Genomic DNA, 22,730 nt, shown 5'->3' on the forward strand with positions numbered 1-22,730 from the left:
CTAATATTATATTGATCTGAGGGCAGGTGCACGACGAGACCGTCGAGCTCTTCTGTGAGGACGATCTGGCACGCAAGGCGGCTATGGGCGTTCGGCTCGAACGCAAAGCGCAATGTGTTGCGCTCACGCGAGGACGCCGTGCCGGTCACAGCAGCCCAGGCCTCATCGACATAGACCTGGCAGGTCGCGCAACCGCCGTCCCCGCCGCACGCCGCCAGGATCCCCGGCACACCGTTCACGATCGCCGACTCCATGTCTCCGGAGACTAAAGTCTGCGGTTTAGCCTCATGCTCGTCCGTCGACCGGTACGGTCTGGCATAGACTCAGATATATAAAAATACGTTGCACATATCTAAATGTGACTTGCCTCCCGGAAGCGAGTGGTTGTATGCTCGGATCAAGTAATGTCGGCCACGAGCACGCATATTTAGAGTTGGGCATCGTTTTCTGCGGCTTCGCCAACAAGGGGGATGGCTAGCCTCCTGGCAAATCACAAACTGCGATGTCGAGGCTGAGAGGGGTTCATTTTTGCTGCGGTGCCGGCTCGCCGGCGACAGCGCCAGCTCAAGCGTGACCAAACAAAAAAGGGAATTCGAGCTTGAAAGGGGAGAACTCCATGCGCCCGCAATCCGCCGGAATGATGGCGCTGCTGAACGAGCCAGTGTTGCGGACCGTGCCCGGCTGCGGAGACGCGCTGGGTGCGCGCCTGATTGAAGAGGGCGAATTCAAAATCGGCTTCGCCTCAGGCTCTTCGGTTTCCGCGCACCGCCTCGCATTACCGGATATGGATCAGTTGACCTTTCCCGAAATGAGGGACGCGGTCGAGGCCATCATGACCGCCGCTCCCAGCGTGTTCTGGGTAGCGGATGGAGACGCGGGTTATGGCAACGCGATCAGTCTGCAAAAGACGATCCGCGCATATGCTCGCGCCGGCGCCGCGGCGGTCGTGATCGAAGACAAGGTCTGGCCTCGTCCGATTGGAAATGGTGGAACCAAGCAAGTGGTGGAACGCGAGGAGGCTCGCCTGCGATGTCGAGCCGCCCTGCAAGCCTGTCGGGAAGAAGGTATCCTGCTGATAGCGAGCACCAGGGCGCGTCCCTCGCGAGGCTTTGAGGAAGCGCTCGGGCGCATCCAGGACTTCGTGGCCGAAGGTGCGGATGTCCTTTTTCTTGAGTCTCCGCATTCCGAAGAGGAAATGCGCCGCTATGTCGAAAGTTGCCAAGGGCGACCGGCTCAAGTCATCCGGACACCAACGGGCAAGCACCTCATGCCTACGGACGAAGAACTGATCCAGTTCGGAATCCGGGTGGTCGCATATCCGTTGGACCTCATGGCGTGTACGATCCATGCCATCAGGGGCGCTCTCGCGGGCATGAAAGGTGGGCCCAAGCCGCCAATGGCCACACCTGCCGAGATAGCGACGGCGATCCGTTTGACCGAATATCTGGCACTGGAGGAACGGCTCTCCTAGTTCAAAAGCACGGCCCATAGCTTTTCGCCGTGATCGGGCGAGCCGTTGACGGGGCTGTTCGACGCACTGGATCCGAGGCTTATCGCAGATGGACACAGCGGACGTGGTAATTGTCGGGACGGGCCATGGTGGTGCACAAGCCGCCATCTCGCTACGTCGGCATGGCTTTACAGGTTCCATTCTGATGATCGGGCGAGAGCCCGACCTTCCCTATCGGCGTCCGGCGCTTTCGAAAGAATATCTCGCCCGCGCCAAGCCCCTCGATCGGATGCTGATCCGGCCCGCGCTTTTCTGGAAAAAACGAGCGATCCGGATGTCGCTGGGCGTGGAGGTTGTCAGTGTCGACCCGGCGGACAAGGTGGTGACACAGTCCAACGGCGCCAGGGTGGGATATGGTTTCCTGATCTGGGCGGCTGGTGGCGATCCGCGACCGCTGGGCCACGACCAGGCGCATTTCGTCGGTGTGCATGCCGTCCGAACGCGCGGGGACGTTGACCGTCTCATGGTCCAACTGGACGCCGGCGCCAGGCGCATTGCCGTGATCGGTGGCGGCTGTCGCGGGTTGGAGGCGGCAGCGGCACTGACGTCGTCGGGCTGTTCGGTGGTGTTGCTCGAGGCGCAGCCGCGGGTCCTTTCCCGGGCGACCGGTAATCAGCTTTCCCAATTCTATCAGGCGAAGCATCGCGCGCATGGCGTCGACCTGCGCACCAACATGCTCGTGGAAAGCATCGTCGGCGAAGTCGGGCACGTCACCGGGGTAAGGATGGCGGACGGCTCTACGGTCGCCGCCGAGATCGTAATCGTCGCCATCGGAATCGTCCCCTGTACCGCGCCGTTGCTGGAAGCCGGAGCGGCGGTACAAGACGGTGTACTCGTGGATGCCTACTGCCGCACTTCTCTCCCGGACATTTACGCTGTCGGCGATTGTGCTGCGCAAGCCAGCGAATTCGCCGAAGGCGAGGTTGTCCGGCTGGAATCGGTCGAGAATGCGCAGAACATGGCTACCTCGGTGGCGAAATCAATCTGCGGAAGTCCGGCTGTTTGCACGACCTTGCCTTCTTTCTGGTCCGAACAATATGACCTCAAGCTCCAATGCGCCGGCCTGGCGGCGTATCACGACATGTCGATGCTGACCGGCGATCAGGCTGAAGGCCGGTTTTCCGTACTCTATTGGCACGAGGGCAGGCTTTCGGCGATCGACTGCGTGAATAGCCCGGGCGCTTTCGCGAAGGGCAGGGCGCTTATCCAGGAACGGGCCGACATCGTTCCCCCGCTGCCTTATCCCGTTAAGACCTGAACGGCATTTTTGGCGATGGCGCGGTCGAGAATTGCGCGGGAGCTCCAGCCACGGCCGGGAAACTTGCGTGCCGACCGCCGCATTCCCTCGTATCAATCCAAGCCGGTGATGGGCTGGCATTCCCGCCCGGTGGCCTTGCGCCGTTGTTCGGACGGGGTGGGCCATCAATTGGCAGTCGGCCCCGGCCGAAGAATCCTCACCACCATGCAGCAACGGGAAAAGGGCGGATCAGGGTCCCCGAAAAGCATCGCATACGTGCAGCAACTACTCGCATATATGAAAATCCGATGCTTCAGCAAGCTTGAAACTTGCCAGTTTACCTGACTATCTATATGGTTCGTTGAGCCTTAGGGAGCGCGGCGCGCACATCGCCGCGGCGAATCCGAGTCCATAAAAGTGGGATGGAATGCAGATGGCGCCGGTTGCCGAAACGCAGGTGCTGACGCCGATGCTACCGTCATTCGGATGACAGCGCCTGGATGACAGCGAAGCACTCTAACGCCGCATCGGGAACATATTCGACGGAGATCACCTTGCCAATCACGACCCTTGATCCGCAGACCGCCCTCATTGCGATCGACTTGCAAAATGGAATCGCCTCCCAGTTTGCCGAGGCCGATGCACTGAAGCACGTGGTCGAGAACACCAATCGCCTCTCCGAGGCTTTCCGGGCAAGAGGTTGGCCGGTTGTGCTCGTCGTAGCCGCGGGCCGGGCGCCAGGACGAACCGATCAGCCGCGCAGGGGGCCGACGACGATGGCACCGGGCGGCCGGGATCTCGTGGCGGAACTGATACAGGCAGAGGGTGACATTCGTCTCTCCAAATATACCCCGGGCGCTTTTGCGCATACCGGTCTGGAGGACAAGCTGAAGGCCCTGGGGGTAACGCAAGTGGTCATCACCGGTGTTGTCACGAGTGGCGGCGTCGATGCTACGGCAAGGCAAGCCTATGAGCTTGGTTTCAACGTCACTCTCCCCACCGATGCGATGAGGGATGGCGGGCCAGAGACCCATGCGGAGACAATATCCAAGGTGTTTCCGCGTATTGCCGAGGTCGGCATGACGGATGATGTGCTCGCGCGGATGGCCGAGGGCGCCGCGCCTGTCAGCTAGGCTGGTCACCGTTTCGGAGCGATGCAGATCCGGCAGACCAGCACTCGAGTGCAGGGGCGAGGCAGCGTCGCGTGATAGACGAAGGCGCGCCGTCTGTGGGCAGGATTGCTCGGACGCCGGCAAGCCACGTCCCCCGGAGTTCCGGTACAACCACATCGGGAGAGCCGCCTCGGTCGCCCCGATGCGGTCTTATGGCATGCCTCCCGGTGTGGTGCTGGTTCAGCCCATCAAGTTTGAAGCGCGCGGCCCTTGGCCGGCAAGGCGTTCAGACGAAAAAACACTGGCGTACGCTCTAGTTTTTTCATATTGGAGTAATTACGATTTATGTATGTGAAACTGTGGCTTTGCCATTGCGGTAATCCAACAGCGGAAATGTCATAGACGCCGAGTTGAGATCCCGGGCCAGCATGCCGCCATCAGAGCGCGAGGTGCCCGTTGCAAGCTGACCGGCGGAGAGAGATGCTGGGAGACGGTGATTGAAGACGGGCGCACGCGTTATTCTGGCGATCTGGGTCCTGGGACTCGTCAATTATCTCGACAGGGTCGTGATAAGTTTTGCCGGCCCCTCGATCATGGCATCGCTCTCGATGTCGCCTGCCGCTTTTGGTGTGGTGCTGTCCTCGTTCAGCGTCGGCTATCTGCTGGCGCAGATCCCCGGCGGTCTTTTGACCGACCGGTTCGGGGGAAAAGTGCTTCTTGTGATCGGCCCGTTGCTATGGGCGATTTTCACAGGCGCCACGGGCCTTGTCAGCACTCTTGCCGGTTTCGTGGTCGTCCGCTTCCTGTTTGGCATTTCGGAAGGCGTGTCGCAGCCTTCGGGCTACAAGGTCATCGGTGGAACATTTCGTCCGGAGCGACGATCGGGCGCCCTGGCAATATGCACATCGGCAATGCCCCTGGCACCCCTGATCGCCGGGGCGCTGGTGGGCAAGCTTGTGGGCGCCTTCAATTGGCAGACCGCGTTTTTTGTTATGGCAGTGCCCTCGGCGCTTGTCGGTCTGCTGAACTATTTCCTGATTCCGGCAAAGCTCCCCCTGGAACAGGATTCCGGTAAAACCGTCGAGGGAGCGCCGTTCAGGGATATCTTGAAGACGCCCGGTATCGTCTGGCTCTGTGTCGCTTCCTTTGCCTGCAACATACCCTATTGGGGTTTTCTCGGCTGGATGCCGAGTTATCTTGCGATGGAACGTCATATCGACCTCAGCAGATCCGGCTATCTGGCGAGTATCCCCTATATCTTTGCTGTCCTTGGTCTCCTGATAAACGGCTGGCTGGGAAGTGGAATCTTCAGGCGCCACTGTCCCCAGCTTCTTGTGTTTCTCTGGACCGGTGTGGGGTTTGGCTTGATGCTCGCTTACCAGGCCGACAGCCTGACCTTTTCGCTGGTCGGCCTTTCAATCGCGGCCTTTTGCATGTTTGGCGGGACCGGCCCGATCGGAAAGGTCGTCCTTGATATCGCGCCCGAGAGAGGTCGCGCTACTTTTGTCGGAGTCTACAACACGATCGGCCATCTCGGTGGAGCCGCGGCCCCTGCGGCCGTCGGTGGCCTGGTCAAGTTAACCGGGACTTTTGCCGCCGGGTTCGAGTTGATGGTCGCTGGTCTATGTGTCGCAGGCGTTTGTATCTTGCTCGCTGCTTCGCCTCCACGTCGAGGCATGGTGCCCGTAACCGCCTAGGGCTCATTGAGTCATACGCTGGCCGGACCATCCCTCGGGCAGCGCTGGCGGGGGATCGACTGGTCGAGCAATAGAAACCCGCTCGTGGTCGGCACGCGCATAAACCTGGCAATGGGCGTCCCGCGTAAACGCCCATGGCCGGGTGGCCTGAAAGCGGCGCTCTGCCTGTCTTGTCGAAGCACCGTCCTTCAGGCCGTCTTGCCTACCAAATACGGACGCGTTTCTCCGGAGGTAGATAAAGCGCATCGCCTGGCTGAATGCCGAACGCGGCATACCAGCCATCGATATTTCGAACCACGCCGTTGACCCTGTATTTGCGATAACTGTGTTCGTCGCTTGTTGTCAGCCGCACGATCTCCTCGGCGGTTGCCTTCCCGGCCCAAACCTGTGCCCATCCGAGAAACACGCGTTGATCGCCGGTCAGCCCGTTCAGCACCGGTGCCGGTTTGCCGTTCAGAGACTTGTGATACGCGTCGAGCGCGATCGATAGACCTCCCAGATCAGCGATATTTTCGCCCATGGTCACCTCAGGTTTGATATGCACGCCGGGAGCCGGTTCATAGGCGCCATATTGGGCACCCAGCATGGCAGCCCGCGCTTTGAACGTCTCCGCATCCGCCGGCGCCCACCAGTCGCGCAGCGCGCCGGTCGCGTCGGTGCTGCGCCCCTCGTCATCGAACCCATGGGTCAGTTCGTGCCCGATGACCGCGCCGATCGCGCCATAGTTGATCGCCGGATCGGCGGCGGCGTCGAACATTGGCGCCTGCAGGATAGCGGCCGGGAAGACGATATCGTTGAGCGCGCCGCTATAGGCATTGTTCATTTGGGGTGCCAGGAGCCACTCCGTCCGGTCGACGGGCCCATCGCTACGCCTCACGCCGAATGCCCAGTCTTCTTTCAGAATAGCGCGAACGTCACCGACAAGATCGCCGCGACGGATCGTGACGTGGCTGTAATCTCGCCACTGGTCAGGATACCCCACCTTCATCACGAAGGTGTCCAGCTTCTTCAGTGCTTCCGCCTTGGTCGTTGGCGCCATCCAGTCAAGCGCGACCAGTCGATCGCGGAACGACGCTTTGATATTTTGCGCGAGATTGGTGATCTGCGTTTTCGTCTCCGGCGGGAAATAGCGCTCTACATAGAGTTGCCCGGCGGGCCATTTGAGGGTGCCGGTGCAGCGATAGCAATCGCCAGCGGCAACCGCTTCAAGCCCAAGCCGCCAGCGCGGGCGCTGCTGGACCTGACCCGCCAGCGCATGGTCGCGCATCGCGAACCTGGCTTCCAGAAAATTCCTCGAAAGATAGGGGGCCGCATTGTCGGCAACGCGAAAAGCCATCCATGCCTTCAGCGTTTCGACCGGCGTCTCGGCAACGATCTTCGCCAGCTTCGGAAATGCGCTCTTCTCCTTGACCACCAACGTCGTCTTTGCGCTCAGGCCGGCTCCTGCCAGAAACTCCTTCCAGGCAAAGCCGGGCGCATCGGTGGCCAGCGTTATGGGCGTCACAGGGTTATATTGAACGGTCGGATCGCGTTGTTGCGTCCGGCTCCAGCCGGCCTGCGCGAGCTGCGTCTCAAAGGCGATGACCCGTTCCGCGGCGGCCGGCGCGTCGGGCCATTTGATCAGCGAAAAGAGCCTGGTCGCATAGCCCCTATACTGGTCGCGTTGGGGCGCGAACTTGGCTTCGAGATAATAGTCGCGGTCTGGCAGACCGAGATTGGATTGCCCGAGATAGATTGCGTAGCGATCGGGTCGCCTGAGATCGTTATCGATGCTCGCGGTGAAGGGGCTTGGGTAGAAATCCGAATTCGACTGGCCCATGAGTGCCGCGAGCGCTGCGCGGTTCGATGCCTGGCGAATCGCCAGGAGCTCGGGTTCGATCGCGCGACTGCCAATCCGTTCCAGCGTGCCGGTGTCCATGAAGGCAGCATAATAGGCACCGACTTGCCCCCGCGGCGTCGTGGCTGCCGGCGGAGCAGCCCGTGCCATTTCATCGAGCAGCGTGTGCAGCTGGGCCTCGGTACGATCCGTCATTTCGTTCCGGCGCGATTCCATGACCTTGTCCGCCGGAATCACGATGCGGGCGAGATAGGCGCCATTTGCCCATTGGAAAAAGTCATCGCCCGCGCGCGTGCCAGGATCTCCTGCGGTGAGATCAAGACCAAAGGGCGGGTAAACGGGATCCTGCCGCGGCGCAGCGGCAACCGGGGTTACGAGACCGCCGACGACCATCAGCAAGCCGGCAACAAGACGCCGTCGCGCGGCGCTTCGACAAAGGTACCGCGTCTCCGACCTCTGCAAGCGCTCCTGTATGACGTCGTTGGGCATAGCGGCTGTCCTCATGTTTCGACCAGGTGGGAATCGAATTTACATTTTCTGTGGCGGCAGTAGTGCACCATGAGAAAATTGTTGCGCAACAGAAAACACTGCCTACGCTCGGAGGCAGGGCTAATTCGCTGCTACGGCCCGCTTGCGTCGGAATCGTAGCTTCATGCGGGAGGAAGACGATGCGTTTTCGAGGGTTGATAGGTGCTGTGGTCGCACTGTGCGTCCTGGCGGGGCCGTCGATCGCCCAGCAGGAACCGGCCCGTCTCAGTGGGAGCGCGTCGCCCGCGAAAGCGCCCCCTGCAACCGTTAGCGCTGCCCCTCCCGCGCTGGTCCGCGACGATGTTGAAACATGGCTGGACGGCTTCATGGCCACCCGCCTTGAACGCAGCGACGTGGCCGGTGCCGTCGTGGTGGTGGTCAAGGACGGCTCTGTTCTGCTGCAGAAGGGCTATGGGTACGCCGATATCGCGCATCGTCGTCCTGTCGACCCGGACACTACCCTGTTCCGGCCCGGATCGGTCTCGAAGCTGATGACCTGGACAGCGGTGATGCAGCAGGTGGAACTCGGACGGATTGATCTTGATCGCGACGTCAACGCTTATCTGGATTTCAAGATTCCGCCATTCCATGGCCGTCCGGTCACGATGCGCAATCTGATGACCCACACGCCGGGCTTTCAGGAGGCGCTGAAGGATCTGTTGCTGTTCGATCCAAAGGGGCGAATGCCGCTGGGCGCCTTCCTCAAGAATCAAATTCCCCCCCGGATATACGAGCCAGGGCAGGTCCCATCCTATTCGAACTATGGTGCGGCACTTGCCGGCTACATCGTGGAACGTGTGTCAGGGCAATCATTCGAAGACTATACCGACCAGCACATCTTCCAGCCGCTGGGCATGCGCCAATCGACATTCCGCGAACCGCTGCCCGCCGGGCTGCGAGCGCAAATGTCCAGCGGGTACCAGGCCGCATCAGCTGCTCCCATGCGCTATGAAATGTTTCCCGGGCCAGCGGGCTCCGCTGCTGTGACTGCAGCCGACATGGCAAAGTTCATGATCGCGCACCTCCAGAACGGGGAATATGCCGGCGCGCGCATCCTCAAACCCGAAACGGCGCGGATGATGCACGACACGCCGCTCACCACGATAAGTCCGGTGCTCAACCGCATGATGCTCGGGTTCTGGGGCATGAATCGCAATGGACACCGGATCATCGGGCATGAGGGAGACACGCGGTTCTTCCATAGCGTGCTGAAACTGCTTCCGGATGAGAATGTCGGGGTCTTCGTCCTGGTGAACAGCGTCGGGCAGAATGAGGGGGGCCGCGCCATACGCAATGATCTCGGCACGGCGTTCGTCGATCGCTATTTCCCCGGTCCTACCATGCAGGGCAAGATGGCGCCCGATATGGCACTCGATCATGCGCGCATGCTCGCCGGTACCTATAGTCCTAGCCAGCGCTGGCAGGTGGGTTACGCATCGCTGCTGGATCTTGGCCTCCAGACGACCGTAACGGCGGATGCCGTGGGCCAGGTCACTGTGTCGTCGCTTACCGGCCTGAACGGCCGGCCGCTAACATTCGTGGAAATCGCGCCTTTCGTCTGGCGCGAAATCAACGGCCAGACCCTGCTGGCGGCCAAGGCCGTTGGCGGAAAAGTCGTCCTGTGGAGCGACGATGAGAGAGCGCCGACCGGCGCCTTTGTGCCAACACCTGCCGGTCGTCGCGCCGCCTGGGTGCTGCCTGCCCTGCTGGTCTCCATGGGCATATTGCTGCTGACGACCCTGCAATGGCCCATTGGAGCGCTCGTTCGCCGCCACTACGGAGCATCACTTCCTTTCCAGGGGGGCGTTGCACGGGCGCGTCTCTGGGGGCGCGTCGGGAGTGCGGCGAGCCTCACCTTGATGCTGATATGGTTCGCGACCCTGGGATATATTGTCGGCGCGTTTTCGTTCACCTCGTCGCTCGATCCCTGGATCCGCATCCTCCAGTTTTTGAGCCTTGTCATATTTCCGGCAGCCGCCGCTGTGACGGCCTGGAACCTGTGGGTCGTCACCAGGCAGATGACGGGGCAGCGCAGGCTGACCTGGATCTGGAGCCTCTTGATGACGATCAGCGCGGTGATGCTGCTTTACGTTGCGCTTGCCTTCGAGCTGATCGGGCTGAGCCTGGCACTGTAGGTGGAAATACGCACCCGCATCGACCCCTGGCCGACCAGAGGTGATGCGGGTGTTTCCTGAAGCCACGAATGCAAGAGTTCGCCCGGTCTCCCGCGATCAGCAAAACCCGCGATCAACGTACAGCCAGTCCATCCTTCTGAGGCTTTGTCGAAAAATCATCGAAGCCCGCGCCAGGAGCTTCGACCAGATCGAGCGGCTGGCCCGGCGCGCAGATCAACAACAATCGACAGGGGCCCTCGCCGGCGCTGACATAGGCGTGCCCCATCGTACTGTCGAAATACATGGAATCGCCCTTCTTCAGATGGGTCGGCGCGTAGGTATCCGTGTGGAGTGCGAGCTCTCCCTCCAACACCAGAATATACTCCTCGCCGACATGGCGATGATAATTGCCAAATTCTGCGAGTGTGCGCGCGCGGATCTCCGCAATGATCGGGGTAACATGCTTATCCAGCAGATCCTGCGCGTGATAGGTATACTCCCCATAAGGAGACGGAACCGCCTGGACCTCGCCGACGCGTGTCACGCTGCGCCTGCTCCGTGCGGTCCCGCCCCTGTCCACGGCGGGCGAGCGGAACAGATCGGCGATGTTGACCTCGAGCGCGACGCTGATCCGCAGCAAACGATCCATCGTCAACTCGGTCTTGCCGTTTTCTACCTTCGACAGCGTGGAGACGGGTACGCCTGTGCGTTCGCTGACCTGCGCCAGCGTCCAGCCGCGCTCGGTCCGCAGCGATTTGAGTGCCGCTCCGGGCGTCACCATTCTCGCTGGCTGGCTGCCATGGTCGTTCATGTCACTATCTTTCGCTTCGGAAAATCATTGGCCTTCAGCTATCCCGGGCGAGGGTGTTGTCAATAGCGAAACAATTGGCGCGAACTTTCCCTTGGGGAATCGCCCGTCTCCGTGCCGATACGCTTCAGCGCCTGCCGAAGCGACGTCGGGCTGCTACGCTGGTGGACGCGTCTTTATCTGTGATCCAACTGACCGCAATTTCGAAGGACACAGCTTCAGACGCGGACAGGTCTCTCTGCGCCAGCCACGGTGTGCAATTTCCCAGTGGCATAAATATTCACATTCGGAGATAAATTTCTCCACAGAATATTTTGATTGACACCTTTGATGGCGCTGACGACAGAAGGCGATGGTCGCAGGCAACGTGCTGCGCAGTGCGCGGGCCCTGGTCAGGCTGCCATTCGGGGAGGAAGAAATGCGAGCGTCCGATCTGCGAGCGTGTACGTTCTGATGCGTCAACTGGATATAGTGGTAGAGCGTTGGGCGCTGGCGGTCCCGGTCGTCATTTCCGGCTATTCGATGCCGGATCCTGAGCCGGTCGTGGTGACGCTTCGCCAAGGCGAACATGTCGGACGCGGCGAGGGGCTGGGTGTTTATTACCACAATGACACGCCTGCGCGCCTCGTCGAGCAGATCGAGTCGGTTCGCCTTTCCATAGAGGCCGGAGCGGGCCGTGAGGAGTTGCTCGGGCTCCTGCCACCGGGCGGGGCGCGCAATGCGCTCGACTGCGCGCTGTGGGATCTCGAGGCCAAACTCTCCGGGGTTCCCGTGCATGTGCCGGCAGGGATGGACCCGCCCCGGCCGCTTCGCACGACATATACGCTGGCGGTGGACGCGCCGGACGCCATGGCCGAGCGCGCGCAGGGCGCCTATCGCGACGCCACAGCCATAAAGATCAAGCTGGCCGGAGAACCGCTCGACGGCGCGCGTATCCAGGCGATCCGCGCGGCCCGACCGGACGCGTGGCTCGGCGTCGACGCGAACCAGGGCTATTCACGAGAGCGGCTGATCGAGATGCTTCCGCTCTTCGCCGACGCGGGCGTGTCCTTGATCGAGCAACCCTGCAAGATCGGCAGCGAGGGAGAGCTTGACGGCCTCAAATCGAAAATCCCGTTTGCCGCCGACGAGAGCGTTCAATCGCTCGGTGATATCCCAGAGCTGGTTGGCCGCTTTCAGGTGGTTAACATCAAGCTCGACAAGTGCGGTGGGCTGACCGAGGCGTTGCGGATGGTCGAAAGGGCGCGTGCCCTTGGCCTGGGAGTCATGGTGGGCAACATGGGCGGCACCTCCCTGGCGATGGCACCTGCGCTGCTGGTGGGGCAGCTTTGCGATCTGGTGGACCTCGACGGCCCGTTGTTCCTCGGCGCCGACCGGGTGCCCGGCGTGATCTATGAACATGGTTTCGTCAGTGCCCCGCCGGCACTTTGGGGATGGCCTGCATGAGCCCTTCGAGCTTGGACCGCGCACCTTCCACCGGCGATTGGTTTGGGCAGCCACGGGGCCTCACCATCCTGTTTCTCACTGAAATGTGGGAAAAGTTCTCCTTCTTCGGGATGCGCGCGCTGCTCGTGCTCTATGTCACGAAGGATCTGATGTTCACCCAGGTGACCGCCTCGTGGGTTTATGGCGTATATGCAGGTGGCGTATACGCTACGCCGATATTGGGCGGAATAATCGCCGACCGCTGGCTCGGGCGACATAAGGCTGTCCTGATCGGTGGCGCGATCATGGCGCTGGGCCACTTCATGATGGCGTTTGAAAGTCTGTTTTTCGTTGCGCTGACTACCATCGCGCTGGGGAACGGGCTCTACCTGCCCAGCCTCCCCAGTCAAATCGACGGCCTCTATGAGCGCGACGATCCGAGGCGAAAATCTGCCTACAACGTCTATTATGTCGGCATCAACCTGGGCGCTTTTGCCGCTCCTGTCGTGGTGGGTACCATAGGTGAACTGTGCGGGTTCCACTGGGGCTTCACTGTCGCCGGCATCGGAATGATCGTGGGCCTGGTCACCTATATTGCCGGTTCACGGTATCTCCCTCCGGATCAGCCAAGGTCCGCATTGGTGYGGTCGGCCACACCGCCAGTCGAAAGGCCGATGCAGCGTTTTCTGCTATTGGCGGCGATCGCAGCGGCAATCGTTATCTTCCGCGGCGCCTATGAGCAGCTCGGCAACACCATTCCGCTATGGACCGATACGAGCGTCAACCGGGTCGTGGCGGGCTCGTGGACAATCCCCGTGACATGGTTCCAGTCGCTCAACCCGCTGATGGTGTTTCTGCTTACCCCCTTGCTCGTGGCCTATTGGACGCGGCGAGCGAAACATAGGCTAGAGCCTTCCTCGCTTGCCAAAATGGCCATGGGCGCTTCCGTTGTCGCCATAGCATATTTGATGGTCGCGATGGTCGCCCATTGGGCTGAAATCCGCACCCTGCAGGCATCATGGGTGTGGCTTGTCGGTTTTCTCATCGTGATGACCGCTGGCGAGCTCCTCATTCTCCCGGTGGGGCTCGGTCTTTTCGGCCGCCTCGCGCCGGAGGGGCTGCGTGCGACAACGATTGCCATCTGGTTTTCGGCAGGCTTTCTCGGCAATCTTTTCGCGGGATGGCTGGGAACGCTCTGGAGCCCGCTCAGTCACGGTGCGTTTTTCCTCATCGCGGCCGGCGTTGTGGCGCTGGCGATGACATTGCTGCTGCTGTTGTTGCCCTGGGGGAGAAGCGCTGAGCGTGCAGCCTGAGACCTGCCATGACACCGACCGTTACAGGGTGCGGGAGACGCTCAGCCGCGGATGGCGATCGAAGATCACCGGACTGACAGCAATTGATCCGCGATACCGTCGGGCTCGTTGTATCCGCCAAACCTAGAAACATCGCGAGAGAAGGGGCCAGATATGTTTACGATCTCGATCGACGAATCCCGCAAGCTCATCGTCGCCTTCCTTTCCGGCTTCCTGTCGATGGAGGAGGTTCCTGCTTTCTACGCGGCCGAGCAGGAGGCTGCCCGCAAACTTGGCGTCAGGTCAGGGGAACACCTGCTGCTCATCGACGCCACGCATTTCGTCCCGCAGAGCCAGCAGGTGGTTGCAGAGCTCAAGGCCATGATCAGCACCCGCGAGCTCCAGGCGGAACGGGTCGCCATCGTGATTGAGGCCGCGCTGCCCCGCATGCAGATGCGGCGATTGGTCGAAGATGAGAAAAATGTCAGGATCTTCGAGACGCTGCGCGAGGCCGATTCATGGTTATCGTCGGCCTCGCGCGAGCAACCCTAGGCCCGGATGATCTCGCCTGTCGGCCGACCTGCATCGGATCTTCCGATGATTTCGCGCGCCATTTTCTCCGCCACAATTTCGGGCGGAAGAAGCTCGGCACTGCTGCGAGCGAAAATTTCGAGCAGTCGCGAATGGATAGCGGCGAGCGACTGCTCGATCGGGGGAAAGTCTAGGCGTGCACGACCCGGCATGGCGCTCGCTGCCGCGAGACCGCTGATGATACCGCCGGCATTGAGGACATAGTCCGGCGCGAACAGGATGCCCCGTGCCGCAAGAAGCTCACCCGATTGGGCTGATGCGAGCTGGTTGTTCGCAGCGCCGGCGACGGCACCCGCGCGGATCTCCGGCACACTTTCCAGGTTGATCACGCCGCCAAGCGCGCAGGGCGCGAAGATGTCGACCGCCGCTGCATGGATATGCTCGGGGGCGCTCGTAGCAGCGCCGAATTGCTGAACGGCGCGTTCGACCTGTTCGGCCCGGATATCGGCGACGACCAATTCGGCACCCGCTTCATGGAGCCGCTCGGCCACGCCCCAGCCAACAGCACCGAGACCTTGCACTGCGACACGCATGCCGGTGAAATCGGACCGCTCGAAGCGCGTCTCGAGCACCGCGCGCAATCCGTGCATTACACCGGTCGCCGTGTGCGCGGCGAGATCGCTGTTGCCCGCGGTGGTACCCCCGACAAATGGCGAGACTTCACTGACAATGTCCATATCGGCAACCGACATGCCGACATCCTCGCCGGTCGCGAAGTGAGAGCCAATGCGGTTGATGAACCGTCCATAGGCGTGGAGGAGTTCGCGACTCTTGATCCGCGCGGGATCGCCGATGATGACGGCTTTCCCGCCACCGACTGGGAGACCGGCCAGTGCGGATTTGTAGGACATTGCGCGAGAGAGACGCAGCGCATCATCGCCGGCAAGGGCGTCATGGGCATAGGCCTTGAATCGGGTTCCCCCCGCCGCCGGGCCAAGCTTTGTGGAATGGATCGCGACGATCGCGCGTAGCCCGGTTTCTTCATCGGAGAAGAAGCAGACCTGTTCGTGGGCGTCAAACTCGGGCGATTCCCAGATGCTCATTCAATTGTCCTTCGCTTGTTTCGGTGCGCCTCCTCACCAAGCACGTTTTTTCTCACAGGAAAAGTGCGGAAAGTTTTTCTGCGAGACTGTGTCGGGCTCATTGGTCGGGTCAATATCGCTATACGTGTAATAAAATAGTGTATTATCAAGTTAATAGGTAAAGATGGCCGCTGCATTACGTCAGCCGTCGCCMTTGACCTGCGCAGGTGCAGGTCGCCGTAATTGATCCATTTGCCACAAGGGAAATTGTTGCTATGTCGAAAACACGGGTGCGGGAACAACCGCGCGTGTTTGGGAGGGTATGTGGCTCGCACAAAACGGTTCGCGCGCTTTCTGCTGCCCGGCCTGGCTTTCAAGGCGGCGGTGATCGGTGGCGGCTATGCCACCGGCCGCGAGCTCGCGACTTTTTTCGTGCCCAGCGGGCCAATCGGAGGATTGGCGGCGATGTTGCTGGCGATGGCGGTCTGGAGCGTGGTCTGCGCTGCCACCTTTGCCTTCGCGCACCGCACCGCAAGCCAGGATTACAGGACCTTCTTCAGCAATCTGCTCGGCCCGTTCTGGCCGACCTATGAGATTGCCTGGTTCCTCGCCCTCATGCTCATCTTGGCTGTCTATGCGGCGGCGGCGGGGGCGATAGGGCACAGCCTTTTTGGCTGGCCGGAGCTGGCGGGGGCGTTGCTGCTGACAGTGATGATTGCAGCCGTGACAGCCTGGGGTAATCACGCGGTCGAAAGATTGTTCAAATACGTCTCAATCCTGCTTTATGGCACCTATGCGGCCTTCGTTGTGCTGTCGCTCACCCATTATGGCGACCGGATCGTCGGCGCCTTTCAGGCAGGAGGCTGGCAGTCCGGCTGGGCGCAGGGCGGCATCACCTATGCGAGCTACAATATTATCGGTGCGATCGTCATCTTGCCGGTCACACGGCATCTGACCTCGACACGCGACGCGGTCATCGCCGGCATGATCGCGGGACCGCTCGCAATGCTGCCCGCGATCCTTTTCTTCATCCCCATGGTGGCCTGGTTCCCCGGCATCGCGAACGAGGCGCTACCGTCGGATTTTCTCCTCGAGCGGCTCAATCTGCCGTGGTTCCGGATCCTCTTCCAGATCATGATTTTCGCGGCGCTGCTCGAAAGCGCCGTGAGCGGCGTGCATTCGATCAACGAGCGCGTAGCCACTGTCTGGAAGGCACGGCGCGGGGCGGAATTGACGCCGGGCGCGCGCGTGGTGCTCACGCTCGGCGTGCTCGCGGTCTCGGTGTTTGTCGCCGGTCGTTATGGCCTCGTGGCGCTTATCGCCCAAGGGTATAGCTGGCTCGCTGCGGCATTCCTCCTGATTTACGTGCTTCCGCTGATGACGCTCGGGCTGTGGCGGCTCGCGCGCGGGCGCATGCCACCATCCATCCTGCCGCCGCATGGCGTGCACTAATGGCTGACTTACCCCCAATGGAGAATGTGATGGCTGCCCCAGACGCAGTGACACTTGATGACAAGTATCGGCTCGACGGGGAGCTGGCGCTCGTAAGCGGTCGTCAGGCGCTCGTACGCCTGCCGATGATCCAGCGTGCGCTGGATCGCCAGCAGGGGTTGAACACTGCCGGCTATATCAGCGGGTATCGCGGATCACCGCTTGGGGGATTCGACGCCGAACTCTGGAAAGCGCGCAAGCAGTTGGAGGCTCACGACATCATCTTCGAGCCCGGCGTGAACGAGGATCTCGCGCTGACCGCGCTGGCCGGGACCCAGCAACTCGATTTCCTGCCCGGGCGTCGCGTCGATGGCGTGTTCGGCCTTTGGTACGGCAAGGGGCCAGGCGTCGATCGGTCGGGCGACGCGATCAAGCATGCCAATCTCGCCGGCACCTCGCCGCTCGGCGGCATCGTCCTTGCCTTCGGGGACGACCATGCTGGCAAATCTTCTACCACGGCGCATCAAAGCGAGCTTACCCTCGCGAGCTGGGGCGTGCCGATCCTCTACCCGTCGACGATAGGCGAAATCCTCGAATATGGTCTCGCTGCCTTTGGCATGTCCCGCTTTTCGGGCGCACTGGTAGGGCTCAAGCTGGTCAACGAAACCGCCGAGGCGACCGGCGTCCTCGCTTTCGGCGAACCTCCCAGCTTCACCACGCCCCCTGTAAGTTCGCCGCCTGGTGGTGTGCATCTGCGGCGGGAGCTTCTGGCGATGCTCGACCAGGATATGCGCCTGCAACGCGAGAAGCTGCCGCGAGCGCAGATGTTCGCCCGCCACAACGGGCTGGATCGGGTCGCCTTCGGAAGCGACCGGCCGCACTTCATGATCGCGACCGCGGGCAAGCCCTATGCTGACGTCCTGGCGGCGCTACAGATGCTCGGCATCGATGAGGCGACCGCGCAACGCGCAAAGATCGGCGTCTACAAGATCGCCCTTACCTTCCCGCTCGACGTGGTTGGCATGGTGCCAGTCGCTGCGGCCGCCCGGGAGATATTCTTCGTCGAGGAGAAACGCGCGCAGGCCGAGCCTCAGGCGCGCGAGGCGTTCTACAATCTGCCGACCCGTCCTCGCATCACGGGCAAGACGGATCCCGAAGGATTGCCGCTCCTGCCGTCTGATGTGCCGCTCAGCGTGCCACTGATCGCTGCGGTGCTTGCCCAACGCCTTCAGCATGTGCTGACAAACAAGCGCCTTTGCGCCCGCGTTGCAGAAGCCGGCGCCCGCGCCCGCACGATGCTTGAAGCGAGCGCGGCTCAAAAACCGATTGCCGTGCGTCGCCCCGCATTTTGTGCCGGCTGTCCGCACAACAGCTCCACCAAGGTACCCCAGGGCTCTTTCGGTGCGACCGGAATCGGGTGCCATGGCATGGTCATGTTTCATCCGGAGCGAAATCCGCTCCCGATGGGACAAATGGGAGCGGAGGGTGCCAACTGGATCGGCCTTTCGCGCTTTACCGACATACCCCATATCTTCCAGAATCTCGGCGATGGCACCTACAGCCATTCAGGGTCGCTTGCGATCCGCGCCGCTGTCGCTGCGCGCACCAACATTACCTACAAGATACTTTACAATGACGCAGTCGCCATGACCGGCGGTCAGCCGGTCGAGGGAGGGCTGACCGTAGGGCGTATCGTGCAGCAGGTACTGGGCGAGGGCGTGGGCCGCACCGTCGTCCTTTCCGATGACCCGAACCGCTTTTCGGGCGAGGACAGCCTGCCCGCCGGAACCGAGCTGCGCCATCGCGACGCCCTCGCTGAGGTACAGGAGGAGTTGCGGTCGACGCCAGGCGTTACGGTGATCGTCTATGATCAGGTCTGCGCTGCAGAGAAGCGTCGACGGCGCAAGGTCGACCGGTTTCCTGACCCGGACAGGCGCGTGTTCATCAATGCCGAGGTCTGCGAAGGATGCGGCGACTGCTCCGTTCAATCCAATTGCCTCGCGATCCAGCCGCTCGAAACCGAACTCGGCCGGAAGCGGCACATCGATCAGTCCGCGTGCAACAAGGACTTTACTTGTCAGAAAGGGTTCTGCCCGTCCTTCGTGGTCGTCGAAGGCGCGCGGCCGCGTCGCCTGGCGGCAACCGCGGCAACTGCGGCGGCGGCACCGCCGCCGGAGCCGCCGATCCGATCGATTGGCGACGGCTTCGATATGGTCATCGCAGGCATCGGCGGCACCGGCGTCGTAACGGTCAGCGCGATTCTGGGCATGGCGGCGCGGATCGCAGGCTTCGGCGCCAATCTGTACGACATGACAGGTCTCAGTCAGAAGGGCGGGGCGGTCTTCAGCCATGTTCGCCTGAGAGCGACAGCCGACGCCGTGACGCCGGCGCGTGTCGGGCATGGCGAAGCGGACCTGATACTGGCCTGCGATCTCGTCGCTGCCGGTCAGGCCGAGGCCACGGCAACGATCGCGCGCGGGCGCACGACGATCGTCGCGAATAGCGATCTGACCGCAACCGCCGACTTTCAGAGCGCTCGCGACGCCCGCCTTCCCGGGGCCGATCTCGTCGCCAAGCTCGAATCACTGGCTGGTCGCCCGACGCACCTGTTGGGTGCGGCCCAGCTTTCTCAGGCGCTGATCGGTGACACGATCGCCGCAAACATGCTCCTGCTCGGCTTTGCGTGGCAGCAAGGGGCGATCCCGCTCGAGCGCAGCGCTATCGAGCAGGCGATCCGCCTCAACGGTGTCTCGGTGGAAGCCAATCTCAAGGCCTTTGCGGCGGGGCGGGCGGCGGCCGTAACAGACGCTGAAGATCCCGCCCCGCAAACCCTCGCGGACTTTATCGACCGGCGTGCCGCCGATCTGACCGCCTATCGCAACCGCGCTTATGCGCACAGATATCACACGCTGATGGTGAAGGTCTGCGCAGCCGCGAATGCGGTCGAGGGCGGCGAGGCCTTCGCCTGGGCTGTCGCGCGGTCGGCCTACAAGCTGATGGCCTATAAGGACGAATATGAGGTCGCGCGCCTGTATTCCGGCAGTAGCTTCCGGGCTGCGCTGGATCGGGAGTTCGAAGGCATACGCGGCATGAAATTGCAGCTGGCGCCTCCCTTGCTTGCGCGCATGGACAAAATGACCGGGCGTCCGCGAAAGATGAGCTTTGGCGGGTGGATCTTCCCGGTGCTGCGCGTCCTGGCGGCGTGCCGCGGCTTGCGCGAGACTCCCTTCGATCCGTTTGGTCACACCACCGAACGACGTGTTGAACGAAAACTCAGAGAGGCCTTCCTCGCACGGATCGCCAAAGCGACCGAAGCGCTCACTGCCGACACTCTGGTGGAACTCGTTGGCCTGGCGGAGCTGCCGATGGAGGTCCGCGGCTTTGGCCCTGTGAAGCACGATATTGCAGCAAAGGTGCTGGCCGTCATGGATGAGGTTTAGGAACGCGCAGATCGTTCCTTGCCGCCCGCGAAAAGTGCACGCCCGGCTTTGACCGCTGCTCCCGGATCGCCTTCGCCCCGAGCCGGGAGAACCTGGCGGGACCGGGGTGGCGGCGTCTCAGCTGGACGATAAGGGGGAGATGGACAGATGCATCTCCCCCGCCTGGCAAGAGGCGTCGTTCTGCCTTGCGCTGGCGAGCCTATTGCCAGTGCGCATCACCGGGTGTCCGATAGAATGAAACTGCCCCGTTGACGTGAGGAGACGTCAATACCGCAAGCTGATGACCACCCCGGCCGTGAGCGGCTGATTGGTCGCCGCGCGGTCATAGAAGGGAAGGCTGATCGCCTGCTGCGCGATATAGTTGAATATCGCTTTCTTGTTGAACACATTGTCGACGAATGCAGTCAATGACCAGCGATCCTTGGTGATGCCGACCCGGGCGTTGACCAGTTCTATGGCCGGCGTGGGCGTCAGCGAAAGGTACCCGCCGTTCACGCGCGGCCCCGTGTAAAGATATTCGATGTGGGAAATCAGCTTCATGCTTCCCGACAACGGCCGCGTGTAGGTCAGGCCGGCATTGCCGGTCCATTTGGGTACCGTTTGAATGGGTTGGCCCGCAATGGTGCCGACCGCGGCGTCACCCCGTGTCAATTTTGCGTCGATATAGCCGGCGCTGGCGTCGAGGCGCAGACCACCGACCAGGACCGCGGATAGCTCGAGTTCGGCACCGCGGATCCGCGCCTGACCTGCATTGGCGGTATAGCCGAAGCCGCAGCTCAGGCTCACCCCCTGCTGAATGCCTTTCCAGTCGATCTGGTAGACGGCGCCATTGAGGCTCACCCGGCGATTGAACAGGCGCGTCTTTCCGCCGAGCTCGTAACTCCACAGCGAATCCGGGCCATATTCGGTAGGCGATCTGGTCAGGCCCAACGCGGCGAGGTCGGCCGCGCACTGGGTGCCCGTGCTGGTTGAATTGTTGGTCGGAACGGCCTGGTTGCCGCCGCCGGGCCGGAAACCCTTCCCGGCCGTGGCATAGAGGGTGACCTGGTCGGTCGGTGTGAAGCTCACGTCGAACTTCGGATTTACGCCACTGTTCCTGGCGTTGACGAATTGCGTGCTGACGTTGTCGCCACCGGTGACGCTCGAGATGCCCGAAACGATGCTCGTCACGTTGGTCTCGTAGCGATAGCCCCGCAAGCCGGCGGTCAGCTTGAGCTTGGGCGTCAATTTGTAGGACAGTTCCCCGAAGATCGCCGATTGCCTGATCTGATAGGGCTGGTGGCGTGTGAACAGATTGTCCGTGCCGACAATGGGGATCAGCCCCGGCACGATCGAGACATTGTTTCCCTGGGATTGCAGGTTCGAATAGAAAGCGCCGACCAGCCACTTGAACCTGCTGTCGCCGGATGACGTGAGCCTGACTTCCTGGCTGAACTGTTTGGTGTCGTCACGCGCGTTGAAGGTCACTGGTCCCGCCAGATACGGAAAGGACAAGCCAAAGGCATATTCGAGCCCTTCGGTCGTGTCCTGGACCAGGGTCTGTTTGCGGCTGAACCGCGCGGTGTTCGAGGTGAAGTCGACCGCCCCGAGATGATATTCGATGTTGAGCGTGCCGAGCAGGAAGCGCTCGTTATAGGGTTCGGGAATATCATAGGCATCATAATGGGCGAGGGTGCCTGGCCGGGTGTCGAACGCGTTCGGCCCGTCCTGGGTCAGATGCTGATACAGGATCGACGGCGTGATCGTCAGGCCCTCGACCGGCTCGAAGCGGAGCGCGCCCCGGATCGTCTGCATCCTGATCCGATTGGATTGGTCATAGTCCCTGGCCACGGGTGCCGCTGCGACATCGCCGCGCACCAGGTGGATCAGGTCGGGGAAAGCGCCGGGGGCAATCACGACCCGGTGGATCCAGCCGCTTTGCACTTCTTCAGTCCCGACAATTCTGAGCGCCAGGCGGTCAGCGACGATCGGAATGTTGATCATCGCGTTCTCGGTATGGTTGAATCCGCCGCCTTCGGTCCCCGACAATTTGACCTGACCGCTCGCATCGAATTTCCCGGCGTCCGGCTGGTTGGTGATCACCCGGATGGTTCCCCCCATCGAGCTCGATCCATAAAGCGTGCCCTGCGGACCGCGCAGGACCTCGACGCGATTGATGTCGTAGAGATTGGGATCGACGACGACCTTGCCACTGTTCGAATTGGCGGCTGCGGTCAGCGGGGTATCGTCGAGATAGAATCCGACCGTCGCCGAATTGCCGCCCGGTGAGCTCACGCCACGCAGGTTGAACTCGGTCTGCCCAGGGCCGGACGTCGCTGACGACAGGCCCGGAATCGTGGCGGCAAGGCTCGAGAATTCGGAAAAACCCCGCGCCTGGATCTGGTCACCGGAAATCGCCGTGACGCTGCCTGATGTCTTCAGCACGGTGGATTCGCGTCGCTGGGCGGTGATGACGATGTCGTCGATCTGACCTGGCGCGGCCTGGGGCGACGGCTGACCGGTCGTCGATGGCACGGCTTCCTGGGCCGTCGCAGGCGCCGTGACGCATGCGAGCGATACGCCGCCCAACAATGCCGTGAGTACCGTTTTCCGAGCGTTCTTTGCAGACGGCGTCATTCCAGTCCCTCCCTTGTTTGGCTTTGACATTCGCCCGCGCGTCGCCGGACGACGCGAAGGCAAAACCCGG

General features: G+C 61.8%; 15 protein-coding genes. 10 read left to right on the plus strand and 5 right to left on the minus strand.

What is annotated here, in order from left to right; genetic code table 11:
• Positions 1 to 254: 2Fe-2S iron-sulfur cluster-binding protein (locus tag AC1DX5_RS22000; protein ID WP_478017368.1), on the minus strand; the 254-nt coding region annotated here is incomplete at its 3' end.
• A gap of 362 nt (positions 255 to 616) precedes the next feature.
• On the opposite strand from AC1DX5_RS22000, the gene AC1DX5_RS22005 reads away from it, so the two are divergent.
• From AC1DX5_RS22005 to AC1DX5_RS22020, 4 genes are all read left to right on the plus strand, one after another.
• Entirely contained in the window at positions 617 to 1,471 is an 855-nt protein-coding gene (locus AC1DX5_RS22005; protein WP_478017369.1) for an isocitrate lyase/PEP mutase family protein, read from the plus strand.
• An 88-nt stretch (positions 1,472 to 1,559) separates the two neighbouring features.
• Positions 1,560 to 2,768, plus strand: coding sequence for an NAD(P)/FAD-dependent oxidoreductase (locus AC1DX5_RS22010; RefSeq protein ID WP_478017370.1), 1,209 nt, complete (start codon positions 1,560 to 1,562; stop codon positions 2,766 to 2,768).
• A gap of 533 nt (positions 2,769 to 3,301) precedes the next feature.
• On the plus strand, positions 3,302 to 3,880 hold the full coding sequence (locus AC1DX5_RS22015) for a cysteine hydrolase family protein (RefSeq protein ID WP_478017371.1): 579 nt from the start codon (positions 3,302 to 3,304) through the stop codon (positions 3,878 to 3,880).
• Positions 3,881 to 4,356: 476 nt separating this feature from the next.
• Positions 4,357 to 5,556, plus strand: a complete 1,200-nt coding sequence (locus AC1DX5_RS22020) for an MFS transporter (RefSeq protein WP_478017372.1) — start codon at positions 4,357 to 4,359, stop codon at positions 5,554 to 5,556.
• A gap of 202 nt (positions 5,557 to 5,758) precedes the next feature.
• Here the strand turns inward: AC1DX5_RS22020 and AC1DX5_RS22025 are convergent, their stop codons facing one another.
• Positions 5,759 to 7,882 (minus strand): M13 family metallopeptidase, encoded by a 2,124-nt coding sequence (locus AC1DX5_RS22025; protein ID WP_478017373.1) that lies wholly within the window; start codon positions 7,880 to 7,882, stop codon positions 5,759 to 5,761.
• A 365-nt stretch (positions 7,883 to 8,247) separates the two neighbouring features.
• Here AC1DX5_RS22025 and AC1DX5_RS22030 point away from each other — a divergent pair, with 365 nt between their 5' ends.
• Positions 8,248 to 10,056, plus strand: a complete 1,809-nt coding sequence (locus tag AC1DX5_RS22030; protein WP_478017374.1) for a serine hydrolase domain-containing protein — start codon at positions 8,248 to 8,250, stop codon at positions 10,054 to 10,056.
• Between the two features lie 112 nt (positions 10,057 to 10,168).
• Here AC1DX5_RS22030 and AC1DX5_RS22035 read toward each other — a convergent pair whose 3' ends face one another.
• Entirely contained in the window at positions 10,169 to 10,846 is a 678-nt protein-coding gene (locus tag AC1DX5_RS22035; protein ID WP_478017375.1) for a helix-turn-helix domain-containing protein, read from the minus strand.
• Between the two features lie 450 nt (positions 10,847 to 11,296).
• Here AC1DX5_RS22035 and AC1DX5_RS22040 point away from each other — a divergent pair, with 450 nt between their 5' ends.
• From AC1DX5_RS22040 to AC1DX5_RS22050, 3 genes are all read left to right on the plus strand, one after another.
• Positions 11,297 to 12,289 carry a dipeptide epimerase gene (locus tag AC1DX5_RS22040; RefSeq protein ID WP_478017376.1) on the plus strand — a complete coding sequence of 331 codons (993 nt, stop codon included), beginning with the start codon at positions 11,297 to 11,299 and terminating at the stop codon, positions 12,287 to 12,289.
• Complete coding sequence (locus AC1DX5_RS22045; protein ID WP_478017377.1) at positions 12,286 to 13,581, plus strand: peptide MFS transporter; 1,296 nt, start codon at positions 12,286 to 12,288, stop codon at positions 13,579 to 13,581. Before AC1DX5_RS22040 ends, AC1DX5_RS22045 begins: the two co-directional genes overlap by 4 nt.
• Before the next feature lie 153 nt (positions 13,582 to 13,734).
• Positions 13,735 to 14,112 carry a hypothetical protein gene (locus tag AC1DX5_RS22050; protein ID WP_478017378.1) on the plus strand — a complete coding sequence of 126 codons (378 nt, stop codon included), beginning with the start codon at positions 13,735 to 13,737 and terminating at the stop codon, positions 14,110 to 14,112.
• Here AC1DX5_RS22050 and AC1DX5_RS22055 read toward each other — a convergent pair.
• On the minus strand, positions 14,109 to 15,194 hold the full coding sequence (locus tag AC1DX5_RS22055; RefSeq protein ID WP_478017379.1) for a Leu/Phe/Val dehydrogenase: 1,086 nt from the start codon (positions 15,192 to 15,194) through the stop codon (positions 14,109 to 14,111). The genes AC1DX5_RS22050 and AC1DX5_RS22055 overlap by 4 nt on opposite strands.
• Before the next feature lie 222 nt (positions 15,195 to 15,416).
• Between AC1DX5_RS22055 and AC1DX5_RS22060 the strand changes: the two genes are divergently transcribed.
• Positions 15,417 to 16,625, plus strand: a complete 1,209-nt coding sequence (locus tag AC1DX5_RS22060) for a YkvI family membrane protein (RefSeq protein ID WP_478017380.1) — start codon at positions 15,417 to 15,419, stop codon at positions 16,623 to 16,625.
• Positions 16,626 to 16,654: 29 nt separating this feature from the next.
• Entirely contained in the window at positions 16,655 to 20,044 is a 3,390-nt protein-coding gene (locus tag AC1DX5_RS22065) for an indolepyruvate ferredoxin oxidoreductase family protein (RefSeq protein ID WP_478017381.1), read from the plus strand.
• Positions 20,045 to 20,308: 264 nt separating this feature from the next.
• Here AC1DX5_RS22065 and AC1DX5_RS22070 read toward each other — a convergent pair whose 3' ends face one another.
• Positions 20,309 to 22,558: a TonB-dependent receptor gene (locus AC1DX5_RS22070; RefSeq protein ID WP_478017382.1), complete on the minus strand. Its 2,250-nt coding sequence runs from the start codon at positions 22,556 to 22,558 to the stop codon at positions 20,309 to 20,311.
• Positions 22,559 to 22,730: the final 172 nt, after the last annotated feature.

The sequence above is a fragment of the Sphingomonas sp. P2_B6 genome, assembly GCF_056404755.1.

Bases quoted from the DNA above. Each gene is read 5' to 3' on its own strand.
- AC1DX5_RS22040 (WP_478017376.1), top strand. From the start codon at position 11,297: ATGCGTCAACTGGATATAGTGGTAGAGCGTTGGGCGCTGGCGGTCCCG.
- AC1DX5_RS22010 (WP_478017370.1), top strand. From the start codon at position 1,560: ATGGACACAGCGGACGTGGTAATTGTCGGGACGGGCCATGGTGGTGCA.
- AC1DX5_RS22065 (WP_478017381.1), top strand. From the start codon at position 16,655: ATGGCTGCCCCAGACGCAGTGACACTTGATGACAAGTATCGGCTCGAC.
- AC1DX5_RS22025 (WP_478017373.1), bottom strand. From the start codon at position 7,882: ATGCCCAACGACGTCATACAGGAGCGCTTGCAGAGGTCGGAGACGCGG.
- AC1DX5_RS22005 (WP_478017369.1), top strand. From the start codon at position 617: ATGCGCCCGCAATCCGCCGGAATGATGGCGCTGCTGAACGAGCCAGTG.
- AC1DX5_RS22055 (WP_478017379.1), bottom strand. From the start codon at position 15,194: ATGAGCATCTGGGAATCGCCCGAGTTTGACGCCCACGAACAGGTCTGC.
- AC1DX5_RS22030 (WP_478017374.1), top strand. From the start codon at position 8,248: ATGGCCACCCGCCTTGAACGCAGCGACGTGGCCGGTGCCGTCGTGGTG.
- AC1DX5_RS22035 (WP_478017375.1), bottom strand. From the start codon at position 10,846: ATGAACGACCATGGCAGCCAGCCAGCGAGAATGGTGACGCCCGGAGCG.
- AC1DX5_RS22050 (WP_478017378.1), top strand. From the start codon at position 13,735: ATGTTTACGATCTCGATCGACGAATCCCGCAAGCTCATCGTCGCCTTC.